At 57.8% G+C, this 14894-nt stretch carries 10 protein-coding genes; all 10 read left to right on the forward strand.

Features of this window, described 5'->3' with window-relative positions; genetic code table 11:
* Positions 1 to 4: 4 nt before the first annotated feature.
* The 10 genes from CCS41_RS14105 to CCS41_RS14150 all read left to right on the forward strand — a co-directional run bounded on the left by CCS41_RS14105 (position 5) and on the right by CCS41_RS14150 (position 14887).
* Positions 5 to 211, forward strand: coding sequence for an MbtH family protein (locus CCS41_RS14105; protein WP_119797830.1), 207 nt, complete (start codon positions 5 to 7; stop codon positions 209 to 211).
* Between the two features lie 47 nt (positions 212 to 258).
* On the forward strand, positions 259 to 1929 hold the full coding sequence (locus CCS41_RS14110) for a cyclic peptide export ABC transporter (RefSeq protein ID WP_119797831.1): 1671 nt from the start codon (positions 259 to 261) through the stop codon (positions 1927 to 1929).
* A gap of 21 nt (positions 1930 to 1950) precedes the next feature.
* Positions 1951 to 7107 carry a non-ribosomal peptide synthetase gene (locus CCS41_RS14115; protein ID WP_119797832.1) on the forward strand — a complete coding sequence of 1719 codons (5157 nt, stop codon included), beginning with the start codon at positions 1951 to 1953 and terminating at the stop codon, positions 7105 to 7107.
* Complete coding sequence (locus tag CCS41_RS17320; protein WP_275887696.1) at positions 7056 to 10358, forward strand: non-ribosomal peptide synthetase; 3303 nt, start codon at positions 7056 to 7058, stop codon at positions 10356 to 10358. Before CCS41_RS14115 ends, CCS41_RS17320 begins: the two co-directional genes overlap by 52 nt.
* Positions 10355 to 11089, forward strand: coding sequence for a glycosyltransferase family 32 protein (locus CCS41_RS14125; RefSeq protein WP_119797834.1), 735 nt, complete (start codon positions 10355 to 10357; stop codon positions 11087 to 11089). Before CCS41_RS17320 ends, CCS41_RS14125 begins: the two co-directional genes overlap by 4 nt.
* Positions 11090 to 11122: 33 nt before the next feature.
* Positions 11123 to 12325 carry a glycosyltransferase gene (locus CCS41_RS14130; RefSeq protein WP_205411520.1) on the forward strand — a complete coding sequence of 401 codons (1203 nt, stop codon included), beginning with the start codon at positions 11123 to 11125 and terminating at the stop codon, positions 12323 to 12325.
* Complete coding sequence (locus tag CCS41_RS14135) at positions 12316 to 12852, forward strand: thioesterase II family protein (protein WP_119797836.1); 537 nt, start codon at positions 12316 to 12318, stop codon at positions 12850 to 12852. The genes CCS41_RS14130 and CCS41_RS14135 overlap by 10 nt, the downstream gene beginning before the upstream one ends.
* Before the next feature lie 40 nt (positions 12853 to 12892).
* Positions 12893 to 13417, forward strand: coding sequence for an aspartyl/asparaginyl beta-hydroxylase domain-containing protein (locus tag CCS41_RS14140; RefSeq protein WP_119797837.1), 525 nt, complete (start codon positions 12893 to 12895; stop codon positions 13415 to 13417).
* A gap of 13 nt (positions 13418 to 13430) precedes the next feature.
* Positions 13431 to 14510, forward strand: a complete 1080-nt coding sequence (locus CCS41_RS14145) for an NAD-dependent epimerase/dehydratase family protein (protein WP_119797892.1) — start codon at positions 13431 to 13433, stop codon at positions 14508 to 14510.
* 71 nt (positions 14511 to 14581) lie between these two features.
* Positions 14582 to 14887, forward strand: coding sequence for a transposase (locus CCS41_RS14150; RefSeq protein ID WP_119797838.1), 306 nt, complete (start codon positions 14582 to 14584; stop codon positions 14885 to 14887).
* Positions 14888 to 14894: the final 7 nt, after the last annotated feature.

Genomic DNA, 14894 nt, shown 5'->3' on the forward strand with positions numbered 1-14894 from the left:
TGCTATGAGCGATAACACCGTACAGACTTACACCGTCGTGATCAATCATGAAGAACAGTACTCGATCTGGCCAACCTATCGCGAGATCCCTACAGGCTGGCGTGAAGTTGGCAAGCGTGGCCGCGAGCAGGAGTGCCTTGACTACATCACCGAGGTTTGGACGGATATGCGGCCGCTCAGCCTACGCAAGGCTATGGATGCCGAGGTTTGAAAATGGCCACCCACAGACCTCGGTAACCGAAGCCGATGGAGGTATCGATGAGTATGATAAAACTACTGTCTGAACGCGCACCAGGCGCGCCTGGATTACCCAGCCTGCTCAGCGCGCAAGCCCTGGCTGGACTAGCCGGCGCAGGCTGGTTTACCGTACTGACACAAGCTTCCGGTGTTACCGGCCACGCGCAAGTGACGAGCCTCGCCGCGCTGGCGGTCTGCGCGCTGGCACTGTTCGTGGTGGCTCAACGTTACGCCACGCGGCAAACTGCAGCACGCGTGGAGTTCTCGATCCATAGCGTGCGGATACGGCTTATAGACAAGCTGACAAGGGTGGATCTGCAGACTTTCGAGCGAATAGGCAAGAAGCATCTGCTGTCTTGCGTTGAGAAGGACATGAAAGTGATGTCCAACGCCACCATGGCAGTCATCTCGGCCGGGCAGTCGATCATGCTGTTCGTATTTACCTTGGCCTATCTGGCCTACTTGTTGCCACTGGCCTGCGCCATCTGTGTGGTGGTGATCCTGCTGGGCGTGTTCCTACATTTAATCAGGTTGCGCACGATTGAGCGTAGCACACAACGGGCCATGAAAGCGGAAAATAACCTGTTCGGCTTGGTAGGTCACATGATCGGAGGCTTCAAGGAGCTTAAACTTCACCAGCGCCGTCGGCGCGAAATCTACGATGAGCTGGTTGGCGCTTCCGAACACTCGGCCACCTTGAACCAAAAGGCTTTCGGCCAGGCCACCGATCATCTTATCCTGCTGCAGTCGATCCTGTATATTTTACTTGGCTTGGTGGTCTTCGCATTTCCTTTGGCAGGGCTGCTACAGCCATTTTTGTTGATCAGGGTGGTGACGGTGATCCTGTTCCTAAGCGTGCCTATCAACCATTTTATTGGTATCCTGCCCATGTACGGCCAAGCCAATGCGGCAGCTAGAAGCATCGGTGAACTGGAGCAGCTCCTCGACGCGGCCGTCGACGTCGAGGAGCTGTCAGAGGAAGTGGAGCCTGTACTCATGAGCAGCATCGAGTTGCGGAATGTTTGCTTTGCGTATATGGCGGTTGACGGGCATGCTTTCGAGGTTGGCCCGATTAATCTGTCGGTACAGCAAGGGCAGGTGATCTTCATCACTGGCAGCAACGGTTCCGGCAAATCAACCTTTATGAAATTGCTCACTGGCCTGCAGGCGCCCAGCGTGGGGTGCCTGTTTCTAAACGGGACGCCGCTCGAGGGTGTGCGCAGTTTAGCTACGTACCGCAATCTGTTTTCCGCGGTGTTCACCGATTATCATCTGTTTCCGAGGCTCTATGGCTCAGTACCCCCTGACCCTACTAGGGTACAGGAGTTGTTGAAACGGCTTGCATTGGATGGAAAGACCCGCTTGGATGGGCGGCTCTTCACCACGCTAGACCTGTCTACCGGCCAGCGCAAGCGGCTGGCTCATCTAGTTGCTCTGCTGGAAGACCGTCAGGTCTACATCTTCGATGAATGGGCTGCAGATCAGGATCCGAATTTTCGTCGCTGGTTTTATCGAGAGGAGTTGCCTAGGTTCAAGGCTATGGGCAAGACGGTGATAGCCGTCACCCACGACGACCAATACTTTAGCAACGCGGATCGCTGGCTGCATTTCGAGGAGGGGCATTGTGAGGAGCGATTCCCCGATGCAGCACTGCCGATTAGCATTCCTCAGTCTTCTCCCTTTTCCATTTAATAACTGTCAGTGCCTATATTTATGAAAAAGAGCGACAAGTTAGACAACGATTTCGACCTGCTAGACAGATTGTTGTACGATGAGATCGGTGACTTTAAAGGCAGCAGCATCACTGCGCGCATGACGGGCCGTGGGCCGCTGTCCCTCCAGCAGGAACGCCTGTGGTTCCTCCACGAGCTGACCTCCGGTGCCGCAGCCTACAACATCTGCAGTGTTTTCAGGCTGTGCGGAGAGCTTAATATCAGCGCCTTACGCGATGCCTTCCGCGCTACAGTTGAACGCCATGCGGCGCTGCGCACCGCTATCCATAACAGAGACGGTCGGATCGAACAGGTCTTCGAGTCGATCTACACGCCACTTGCGGAATGCCTGGACTGGACATGGCGCGGCGAAGGTGAGGTCGACAAGCGAGCCTTGCAACAATTGCTGCAAAACGAAGCGACTAATCCTTTCGATTTGGCCTCTGGACAACCGTTTCGCGTGATACTGGTCAAGCTTGACGAGCACCATCATGTCCTAGCGCTCAGCATGCATCACATCATCAGCGATGCCTGGTCGTTAGCCATTCTGATGAGAGAAGTTGCAGAGTTGTACGCCGCCTTCACGCACGGGCATGAAGCGGCGCTCCGGTCGCTGCCCATTAATTATCTCGACTATGTAGCCTGGCAGCGCGAGAACCTATCCGAGCGGGAAGCCCGCGAACTGGCCTACTGGCGCAAAGAACTAGCAGACCTTCCGCTGCTGGACTTGCCTACCGACCTGCCGCGACCGTCAATACAGACTTTCAACGGGGCCACTCTCAGCCTCCAGGTACCAGCACACACGGTGCGCGGTCTGCAGGCCTTGGCCGCTGACGAGCGGACTACATTATTCTGCGTGCTGATGGCCGCGCTGCAGGTACTGTTGGGCCGGCATGCGCGCCAGCAAGACGTAGCTATCGGCACTTCCGTTGCTGGCCGAGAGTTGCCTGAGACAGAAGGGATGGTCGGCTTCTTCACTAATATGGTAGTGATCCGCGGAAGGTTAGAAGAGGATCTAAGTTTCCGAACCCTAGTCCGTGCGGATACTGTAACGATTCGCGATGCGCTCGACCATGCTACGTTGGCTTATAACCGTCTGGTGGAAGGCCTGAAAGTTCTCAGTGATTACAGTCGCAACCCGCTGTTCCAGGTCGCTTTCACTTTGTTAAATGCACCTGTTGCGCCACCCCCATTGGGCACACTCAAAGCGGAGAGGCTGCTCAGCCAGGAAGCCGCACGCTTCGATTTGGAGCTGTTCCTACACGAGGTCGATGGTGCTCTGTCTGGCGTATTCACTTTCAACACCGATTTGTTTGTCAAGGCTTCAGTAGATCGCCTGATTGAACAATGGCTGGTGCTGCTCGCAGACGCGGCTGCCTCGCCCGACAAACCGGTGTCGCATCTGGCCATGATGCACAATACTCTCTCGCTGTTAACCGTGCCAATCAAAACCTCGGAGCCTTTCCTACCTGTGCACGAAGCTTTCCTAGCTCATGCTCAACGGCAGCCTGAGGCTGTGGCGCTGTGGCTGGGAGAACAAAGCCTGAGCTATGGCGAATTGGAAACACAGGCTAGGAGTATCACCCATCGCCTCATTGAAGCGGGCGTACGAGCCGACCAGTCGGTTGGCCTGTGGTTCGAGCCTGGCTTTTCAATGATCGCTGCAATGCTGGGCACGCTGATGGCAGGCGGCGGATACGTGCCACTGCAGCCGGGCTATCCAGTTGAGCACATCGCTTACATTCTCAAGGACAGCGGTGTGGATATCGTTGTCTCCGACGCGAATCTTGCATGGCCGGTGCTCAATTTCGACGGTAGGGTGCTGCTCATGGGCCAGACCGATGCACCGGGACCGTGCACCTTGCCGGAAACTCAGCCCGGCCATCTTGCTTACATCATTTACACATCCGGCTCCACTGGCCGTCCCAAAGGCGTGGAGATCAGTCATACCAATGTAGCCAGGCTGTTTTCCAGCTGCGATCACCTGTTCGATTTTGATAGCAAGGACGTGTGGACTTTTTTCCACTCCTACGCCTTCGATTTTTCCGTCTGGGAAATATGGGGCGCGCTGGTGCACGGCGCTAGCTTGGTGATCGTGCCACCTGAACTGGCTCGCACCCCTGATGTGTTCTACGAACTCCTATGCGAGTGCAAGGTCACCGTGCTGAGCCAGACCCCATCGGCCTTCCGTCAACTGATGGCCGCCGAGGAAGCCCAGCCGCGTGAAGCCGACCTGGCCCTGCGTTACCTGGTATTCGGCGGCGAGGCCCTGAACATCGGTGGCCTCGCACCGTGGATGGATCGCCACGGCGACGATGCGCCAGTGCTCGTCAACATGTACGGCATCACGGAGACTACAGTGCATGTCACTTTACGGCGGATCGCTTACGCCGACCTGCGAGGCCCGGCCAGCAGTGTCATCATCGGCACACCACTGCCCGATCTGTGCATCCGGCTGCTCGATCCTTATGGCAAGCCGGTGCCACCGGGAATGACCGGAGAAATCTATGTAGGCGGAGCAGGCGTAGCCCGCGGCTACCGGCGCCAACCCGAATTGACCGCCCAGCGTTTCTTCAAGGATGCTGCGGGGCTGCGCCTGTATCGCAGCGGGGACTTGGCACGGATCAATGCGTGGGGTGAACTTGAATACCGTGGTCGCACCGACACACAGGTTAAGCTGCGTGGCTATCGTATCGAGATAGGCGAGATCGAAAGTGCGCTGAAGAGTCATGCCGCGATCGCTGATGCCGTGGTGGTGGTACAAGGGCTGCTGGAAGCAGCTCGCTTGGTGGCCTATGTACGTCTGCACCGCGAGACTGTCGGCGACAGTAGGGGCGCAGTGAAGGACTGGCTGCCCAGCTTCGACATGATTTACGCCGAGGCCGAGGCCGAGGACGACGAATTGGACATCGTCGGTTGGAACGATTCCTACGACAATCAGCCATTACCCGCCGAACATATACGCCTGTGGCGGGATGAGACCCTGGCCCGACTGCGCGGGCTGCAGCCGACACGCGTCCTCGAACTGGGCACAGGGTCTGGCATGTTGCTGCTGCGGCTGGCAGGCTCAGTGGAATGCTACCACGGCCTGGATTTCTCCACCAGAGCGGTGGCGCGACTGACGAAGAAGGTAGCCGCCCGCGGCTACCAGCAGGTGCGCCTGGAGCATCGGGAGGCGAGCGACCAGGCCGGCCTGTCCGGCGATTTCGATCTGGTTGTGCTCAATTCCACCGCCCAGTATTTTCCCAGCGCAGCCTACTTCCTCGATGTGCTCGAACAAGCTATGCAGCGCTTGCAGCCGGGCGGCCACCTGTTCGTCGGAGACCTGCGTCACCTAGGGCTGTTAAGAAACTTTCACGCCAGCCGTCTGCTGCACCGCCGTCCCGAGGGCAGCACACGGACAAGCTTGCGTGAGCTGTTGGCTAAGCTGTGCGCAAGTGAAAAGGAACTGCTCGTCGATCCAGATTTCTTCTTCCACTGGGCGGCCGTCCGCGGCGACATTGCCGGCATCAAAATCCTGCCCAAGGAGCGTGGCGGACTAAACGAATTAACAGCGTATCGCTACGATGCGGTAATCGTGACTGGCACGCCGACTTCGCCTTCACCCTATAAGCTGGTCGACGCCGACGGGCCTGAGCCAACCTGGGAGGGTCGCCCGCTGATGGTCCGCGGTGTGCCCAATGCGCGCCTGGGTGCCACCGATGCCTTCCTGTCCTGGCTAGATGCAGACGGAGAGACCTTTGCAACACCGACAGTACAGGATTGGGATGCATGGTCTCAGGTCAAGCGAGAACCCGACCCAGCCGCCCTGGTTGCCGCGTGGCGGGCGCAGGCCGGTGTGGCGGTGCTGTACTGGGCCACCGGCGATAACTCGGGAAGCTTCGATTTGGCCGTAGCCGCTAGCAACAGTGAACTGCCGCGCATCGGCATCCCAACCGAGACAACAGTCGAGTTCGGACGCTTTTTCAACACGCCATCGAAATCAATCGACCGCCCCGCGCTGGCACCCATGCTGCACCAACATCTGTCAACGCGATTGCCTGGCTACATGTTGCCTGCGGCCTACGTGGTACTGGAAACCTTCCCGCTCACCGTCAATGGCAAGCTCAACGTCAAGACACTGCCTGCCCCTGGCGAAGCCGCAGAGACGGCACCTGGCGAGCAGTTTGCAATATGGAGTGCCACCGAGCGTAAGATCGGTGAAATCTGGAAAGAGGTGCTACAGCTGCAGCACCTGGATCTGCATGCCAACTTCTTTGAATGCGGCGGGCATTCCCTGCTGGCGACCCAGGTCATCTCCCGCCTGCGCGCCACATTTGCGGTAGAGCTGCCGCTGCGCAGTCTGTTCGACAAACCCACCATCACCGAATTCTCAGCCATGCTGGACGAGCTGAACCCGCAGGCCGCGCCGCTGCCAGCTATCGTGCCGACAACGCGCGGGGATCTGCTGCCGCTTTCCTTCGCACAGCAGCGCTTTTGGTTCATGGAACAGATAGACCAGGGGCAGATAGGCTCCTACAATGTTTCGCTTGGACTGCGCCTGCGAGGTAAGCTAGATCGCACGGCGCTGCGGGCAGCCATCACCGCTATCATCGCGCGCCACGAAGTCCTGCGCACGCGCTTCGTGCAACGCGAGGGCGTGCCTATGCAGCAGATCGAGCCTGCGTGGACGTTGAACATGGCCGAAATTGATTTCAGCGGCCAGCCTTCAGTAGAGGCCGAAGCGGCGCTAGCGGCGCTGGTCGCGTCACAAGCCCATGCCCGCTTCGACCTTGCCGCCGCTCCTCCGGTACGATTCGCTTTGGTGTACATGGCCGAGCGGGAACACGTGCTGCAGCTCAGCCTGCACCATGCGATCTCGGACGGTTGGTCGCTGGGCGTGATGGTACGTGAATTCAGCGAGCACTACACAGCCTTTCTCGAAGGCAGGGCCGTAAGGCTGCCTGAGCTGCCACTGCAGTTCGGCGATGTTGCTGTCTGGCAGCGCTCTGAGATGACCAGCACGCGCTTGGAATCCCTGCTAGCGCGCTGGAAGCGGCGACTGCAGGGGCACCGTCCAGGTTGGCGCTCCCTTTGGAGCAGGCGCCACACACCGATGCTCCCAGGTTGGGGAAGATCATCCGTTTCGCCTTTGACAGTGTACAGACGCGGTGTATGAAAGCCTTCGCCGAAGCCAACAGCGCCACTCTGTTTATGGTACTGGCCGCTAGCTACGCCGCGCTACTGGCCCGCTATAGCGGCACCCGCGACGTAGTTATCGGCACGCCTATCGCCAATCGCCAGCGCAAGGAGCTAGAGGGCTTGATCGGTTGCTTCTTGAATACCTTAGCGCTGCGCATCCAGCCCGGCGCTGGCATGAGCGGCCGTGAGTTACTGGCCCATGTTCGCGAGCGTGTTCTGGAGGCCTACGAGTGGCAGGACGCTCCTTTCGAGGCCGTGGTGAGCTCACTGCACCCTGAACGCTCGCGCGATACCCACGCTTTGTTTCAGGTGATGTTGATCCTGCAGAACATGCCGCTAGGCAAGCTCAGCCTGCCGGAACTGGAGGTTGAGCCTATGCAATCCGAGGAGAGCGTGGCCAGTTTCGATCTCAGCCTGAGTTTCATCGAAATCGAGGATACCTCTGGCCAGGCATGCCTGCAGGGGATGCTAGAGTACGACGCTGACAAGTTCCTGCATGCTTCTGTAGAGCGCTTCGCGGCTCAACTCAAGTCCTTGCTGGAGGGCATTGTGGTCGAACCAGAGCGCGCGGTGGACACACTGGGCCTGTTAGCACCAGGTGAGCGCGAATACCTGCTGGAGACGCTCAACGACACCGCACATGAGGTGCAGAGGGAACGTTGCCTGCACGAAATGGTGGCCGAGCAGGCGGCGCGCACGCCCGGGAAAATCGCCGTGCGCGATCTTGCCGGCGAGCTCAGCTACGCAGAACTGGAAGCACGCGCTAACGCGGTGGCCTGGGCGCTGCACGAACTGGGCATCGGTCCCGAGGCCATCGTGGGCCTGTGCACCGAGCGCAATCTCGCTATGGTAGTTGGCTTGCTTGGCATTCTGAAAGCGGGTGCAGCCTATTTGCCACTGGACCCTGCCTATCCGCGTGAGCGCCTGGATTTCATGATGGCCGATGCACGGGCCCGGGTCTTGGTGACCCAGAACACCGTGCGGGAAGTGGTGTCCTTTACCGGCCCGACTCTGTTGCTCGAGCAACTCGACCGGGTACAAACTTGCCCGGCCAGCGGAGTGGTGCCTGCAAACCTCGCCTACATCATCTACACCTCCGGTTCCACAGGCACGCCCAAGGGGGTGATGACTCCGCATGTAGCCATTGTCAATTACCTGAGCTGGTCGCGTACTACTTACGCTCCAGGCGAGCAGGGTTCGATCCCGATGACTCCTTCTTATGCTTTTGACGGTTGCATGACGCCGCTGTTCGCGCCGCTGCTGAGCGGGCGCTGCATGCAGCTTCTGCCGCGCGATGACGTGCTGTCACAAATGCGGCATGTGTTGGAGCGCCGCGAAAACCTAACCATGATCGGTTGCGGCCCGGCGCATCTGGAAGCTCTGCGACATGTGCTAGAACCGGACCGACTGCGGGGCCAAGTGCAGACCATCGTCACCGGCGGCGAGCCGGTGCAGGCTTCGACACTGACGTTCTGGCGCCGGCATGCGCCGACGACCTGCCTGTACAACGAATACGGTCCCACCGAGACAACCGTGGGATGCTGTGCCTACGAGGTGATCCCTACCTCGCCGTGGAGTGGCCCGCTGCCCATCGGTCGGCCGATCTGGAATGTACGGCTGTATGTGCTGGACGAGCTCTTGCAGCCATTACCGGTTGGGATCCCCGGCGATCTCTACGTAGCTGGCAGCGGCCTCGCCCGTGGCTACCTGGGCCAGCCGACGCTGACCGCCCAGCGCTTCGTGCCCAATCCGTTTTCCATGGGCGAAAGGCTCTACCACACGGGCGACCGTGCGCGCTGGCGCACTGACGGTACACTTGAGTATCTGGGGCGGGAAGACAACCAAGTAAAACTACGCGGTTTCCGCATCGAACTGGGCGAAGTCGAGGACGCCATGCGCCAGCATCCACGCGTGCTCGATGCGGTAGCGATGGTACGCGAGGGTAGCCAAGGATTGCGGTGTTTGGTCGGCTACGTGGTCGGGCAGGGCGAAGGCCTGGAGCGGGAGCTGAGTGCCTTCCTGCGCCAGCGACTGCCGGACTTCATGGTTCCTTCTCTGTACGTGCCGCTGCCAGCACTGCCTCTGTCGGTCAACGGCAAAGTAGATCGCCGAGCCTTGTCATTACCCGACTGGCGCTTGCAGGTAGACACGGCGGCCTCAAGCGCCGGAGGGCGTGCTCTCAGCACTACCGAACAGCGGCTGGCGGCCATCTGGAACGAAGTACTCGGCCACCCTGTGCACGATCCTCAGGTCGATTTCTTCGACACAGGCGGTGACTCGCTGACAGCGGTGAAGCTAATTTTTCTTATCGAGCGCGAGTTCACCCGTACCTTGCCACTCTCCAGCCTGTTCAACAAGCGCACTCTGGCCGCGCAGGCTGTTGCCGTGCTTGAATCCGGGAGCGCGGCGACGAACAGCGCCGGCGCGCTGGTGCCTATTAACATCAGAAAAACCGCACCAAGCGTGGTGTTCGTTCATGATATCTCTGGGCAAATTCTTTCATATCGCCCACTGGCGGAAGCGCTCGTCGAAGCTTCCGTGTATGGTCTGCAGTCCTTGCCCCCGAGTCAAGGTGGAGCCAACTCAATCGCCGGCATGGCGGCCGCGTATGCAGAGGCCATCCTCATCCGAGTGCCCGGGCCACTGGTGCTAGTGGGCCATTCTTTCGGCGCGCAGATGGCAGCCGAACTGGCGAGAGTGCTGATCACATGTGGCAGGCCACCGGCGCTACTGGCCGTGCTCGACGGCTTGGCTGAGGTCGACCCCACGGATCTGGCCATCATGCCGAGGGATGACATTGAGCTGTTGGACTACATGGTGCGTACCCTCGAACTATCCCTGGAGCGACGCATCGATCTCGACGCGGCTCAGCTGCGCGTGCTGCCAGAGTCGAAGCGAGCCGATTGGATCGCTACGAAGGTCAGTGAGGCGGGTGTGGTGCCTAAAGGTACGCCGCCAAAGCAGGTGATGCAGCTGTTCGCCATTTACAAAAATAACCTAGAAAGCCTGCGCACTTATAGGCCGGGCCGGCTGGCATGCCCAGTCACAGTATGGCGCACAGCGGCACTGGCCGAACGCGGTGACCTAGGATGGGGAGCGTATGCAAACGGCAAGGTCAGCCTGCTGGACGCCGCCGGCGAGCATGTGAGCATGCTCAAGCCTCCTCATGTTAAGACACTGGCCCTCAGCCTCGCCGAGGCGATCGCCGTCACAGGGGAGAGGTCATGAGTATTCCACGCATGCTTCACCAGATTTGGTACCAGGGCAGCGACAAAGTACCGGCTAAGTACTGTCGTTACCGGGCGTCGTGGCAACGCTACCACCCTGATTGGGAATGCCGTCTTTGGGACGCTCCTGCTCTGCGTAAGCACATCGCCCAGCATCTGCCCCAATTCCTGCCGATCTACGATGCCTTCCCGTACGACATACAGCGCATGGACAGCGCCCGCTATTGCCTGCTCGCTGCACTGGGAGGCGTCTACGCGGACATGGACATCGAATGCCTGAGACCAATCGATGAGTTGCTGGCCGGACGCGAACTGATCCTCTCAGAGACTCAAGGCTACAACAATGCATTTATTGGTAGTGCGCCTGACCATACGCTATGGACGAAGGTGTTCAGTTATCTGCATGAGAGTATCACGTCGTCAGCCGATGATGTACCGACGGGGCTACGCGATACCATGCCTATACAGATTGCGGTCACCGTTGGCCCGCGCTTCTTCACTATGTGCGTGAAGCATAGCGGGGTGCTCGAGCTGGTGGGCACGCTGTGCTGTCCAGGCTACTACTTCGAGGCGGACGCGATGAGTTCGCGCACCGTAGAGGATCGACCTCCCTATGGACGTCACAACATGGACCTCAACTGGATGCCCTCTTCGTCACGTCTGCTTTCTAGGCTGACACGCCGCCTGTTCTCGACCCTCGGTAGAATGCGTCACCGCTGGCGACTGCCATGAGCCGGCCATGCGTGACACCCAAACCTCTCTCCAGTGGAGTTCATTTTGAAAGTTTTCTTCACTAACATTTCATCCACCGGCCATGTGGTGCCGACTATGGGGCTGGTGCAGGAGCTTGTGCGCGCCAACGTCGAGGTGGTTTATTTGGAACTTGAGGCGCACCGGCAAGAACTTGAGGCGGCTGGCGCGCGCTTTCGCGCCATCGGCGAATTCGCTCCGTATCAAGGGCCGATAACAAAGACCAATGCCGCCTTGCCAGCTGTGCTTGCCCATTGCGCTCTGGAGGGCGTCGGCATGGTCATCGATGCCATCACCGCCGAACAACCAGATGTGGTTATACACGACGGGTTATGTCTGTGGGGGCGGCTGGCGGCCGACCTCGTCGGAGTGCCACGGATCTCATCAATCGCCTCCGCCGCGCTGTCTCGGCGAATTCTCAGCGAGGAGCCGATTGTTCGCCGCTGGCTCGGCGACGAAACAGCGTTGCGCCCAGTCAGGGATTTCGTCGATACTTGTTTTCAAAGCCTTCAGGCCCACTACGGATGTGCACCCGAAGATATGTACGGGCCTGTGTTGAACACCGCGCCCAGCAACCTAGTGTATCTGACACGTTCACTGCAACCGTATGCATCTGAGTTCGGCGAAGACTATCTGTTTTGCGGTTCCAGCCACCGGGTGCAGCAAGCGCGACAAGAGTTCGACTGGAGCCAGATCGCAGGCCGCCGTTTGGTGTACATGAGTTTTGGTACGGCGCACGATCCTGGCAGTGTATTCTACGCCCAAGTGGCCCAGGCGATGCACGATCTGGATGCTGTGTTGGTAACTGTGGCCACTCCATCCATGACGGCAGGATTGCCAATCACATGGCCCAAGGGAACAGTGGTCTGTCCACTCGGCAGCGCGCCGCAGGTCGATCTGCTCGAACGCGCCGATCTATTCATCAGCCACGTCGGCGGTGGGGCAGTCCGCGAAGCAGCCTGGACAGCAACTCCGGTGCTGGCCCTGCCGCAAACCTTTGAACAGGACCTGCTAACCCAGCGGCTGGTTGAGCACGGCGTGGCAAGGCGACTTTCCGATCAACCAATGCTGGAGGAAATTGCTGAGAATATCCGCTCCATGCTTGAAGACGATCAGTTACGGACGTGCGCTGTGCAACTGAGTGCGCAGCAGCGCCGGATCACCAGCCGTCGGGATGCGGTGGCAACCATCCTTGGGGCAAAGTGCGTATGCGACTGATCTGTTTTCTTTACGCAGGCGGCCGCGCCTCCGTACTTGCCTTCGAACTCGCCAGCCGGCTACCGCCGCAAGCACGGACCAACTTGCAGCATTTATTCCTGACCGATAGCCACGCGCCGAACTGCCTGCGCCTACAGAATCTGGACAATCGCAGTTTCTTTGAGGAACTGCGCCAACTTGATGGCCGGACGGCCGAGGTACTGGATAACAGGGAACTTATGAGCTTGCTGCTGCTCATGCTCAGTGCCGACTTCACGCTAATCGAAAATCACCAGCCACAATCCGTGAACATGCTCGATACAGATATCACCCCCTTAGCAGGAGACAGTGATGATGGCGTGATCATTGATGCAGTTGCTGACTGGATCCGTTTCACCCGAGGTAGTTTTGAGATGCACGTACTGAGCGGTGATCACTTTTTTTTGAGATTGCTGTTGTGTTTTATTGCGGAAGTTAGCCAAATTTGGCCAGCCGAACGTGCATCCCCTGCCTGCCTTCGCTGGCGGGCCCAAATCATAGTCCGGTGACAAGCGACAAGTCACCTTCATCTGCGCAGAGGTAACTCCTATGTTCTATTCCGTCGATGTCTTTCGAAGCATCCCTAAGCTAGCCAAACACTGGGAAATCATCCGCGACGAGCTGGATGGTTTAGCTCAAAACGCCTTCATGAAATGGCCCGAGACCGATATTTACGACGGCAACTGGACAGTGTTTCCGCTATTCAAGATCGGTCAACGAGTAGAGCGCAACTGTTTGCTGTGCCCAGAAACCTCGCACATGCTCGCGGCTGTGCCAGGCATGGTCAATGCGGGATTCTCTTCGCTAGCGCCGGGAACCTACATCGGGCCCCACCATGGCTATACCAACAAAGTACTCCGCTGCCACATCGGGTTGAGGCCTTCTGAAGATAGTGCAATCCGGGTCGGAGAAGAGGTGCGCTCCTGGAGTGCTGGCTCGAGTTTCGTTTTTGACGACACCATCGAGCACGAGGCGTGGAACCGGGGAACGCGCATCCGCACCATACTGCTGTTCGATTTCAAACGTGATCCAGAGCAGGAAGTGAGTTTTCCAGAAGTTGTCTATTTATACTGAGAAACATCAGGCAATGTCTATTCTCATCGTAACGGGTTCCGGTGGACTAATTGGCTCCGAAGTAATCGAAACTCTGGCTCCAGAATTTGATCTGGCCATCGGCATCGACAATAACATGCGCGCAAGCTTTTTCGGCGAGTACGGCGACACTACCAGGCGACGGCGTCACTTGGAAACGAACGTATCCAACTATCGCCATTACGATCTGGACGTGCGTGATCGTGATGGTTTGATCAGTTTGGTTCGGAAAAACCCACCAGATCTGGTGGTTCATGCCGCAGCCCAGCCAAGCCACGATCTAGCGGCGAGAATTCCCTTCGATGATTTCGACATCAATGCCGGTGGCACGCTGAATTTGCTAGAATCTACCCGACGTGCAAATCCCGAATGCGTATTCGTCCACATGTCGACGAACAAGGTCTATGGTGACAGTCCAAACCGCCTACGCCTGACTGAAACAAAGACACGTTGGGTCTACGCCAACAAGGCCAATGCTGATGGCATCGATGAGCAGTTCCCTATCGACCAATCCTGTCATTCGATATTTGGTGCCTCGAAGGTCGCCGCGGACGTAATGGTGCAGGAATACGGTCATTATTTTGGCCTTCGGACCTGCTGTCTGCGTGGAGGCTGCCTGACAGGTCCAAACCAGTCTGGTGTACAACTGCACGGTTTTCTCAACCACCTCATCCGTTCGGTTGTGCTCGGACAGGAGTATACAATCTTCGGCTACAAGGGCAAACAGGTACGCGACAATATCCACTCACGCGACGTCTGTGCCTTCATTCGTGAGTTCTACCGAGTCCCTAGGTTAGCGGAAGTCTACAATCTGGGAGGAGGGGTGGACAACAGCATCTCCGTGCTCGAGGCCTTGGAAGCTGTAGGGCGCGCGAGCGGGCGCACGCCCGTCTATAGCTATCAAAATACGGCTAGGACTGGTGATCACATCTGCTATATCAGTAATCTTTCGAAGATTCGCGTACACTACCCGAACTGGAAAATCAGCACATCCTTGGAGTTCATGATCGAAGAAATGGTCGACCAAATGCGTGTATCAGAGCAGGCTCCTCGGCCCTCCTATCACATACCCTGAGCTAAGTGTAATGGTCTAATGTTTCCGGACACTTCTAAAGACTGCTAGTAAAATGTCTCTAGGAGGAAACAATGGACAATAAAGTTAAGCAAGCGAAATACAGTCTGGAGTTTAAACAAGACGCGGCAAAGTTAGTCATGGAAAAAAAATATACCTGTCAACAAGCGGCAGACAGTTTGGGGGGTTCATTAAGTGCCATAAGACGCTGGGTCAGTGCTGAAAAAGGGGCGATATCCGCGACAGGCTCTGAACAGACAAATCTTGGCCTAGCAGAGCGTGAAGAATTAATTCGTCTGCGCAGAGAGCGCAATAACTTATTGATGGAGCGTGAAATTTTAAAAAAATCAGCGGTCTTCTTTGCGAAAGAAAACGGATAATATTTCA

It is taken from the genome of Candidatus Fukatsuia symbiotica, assembly GCF_003122425.1.
Taxonomy (GTDB): Bacteria; Pseudomonadota; Gammaproteobacteria; order Enterobacterales; family Enterobacteriaceae; genus Fukatsuia; species Fukatsuia symbiotica.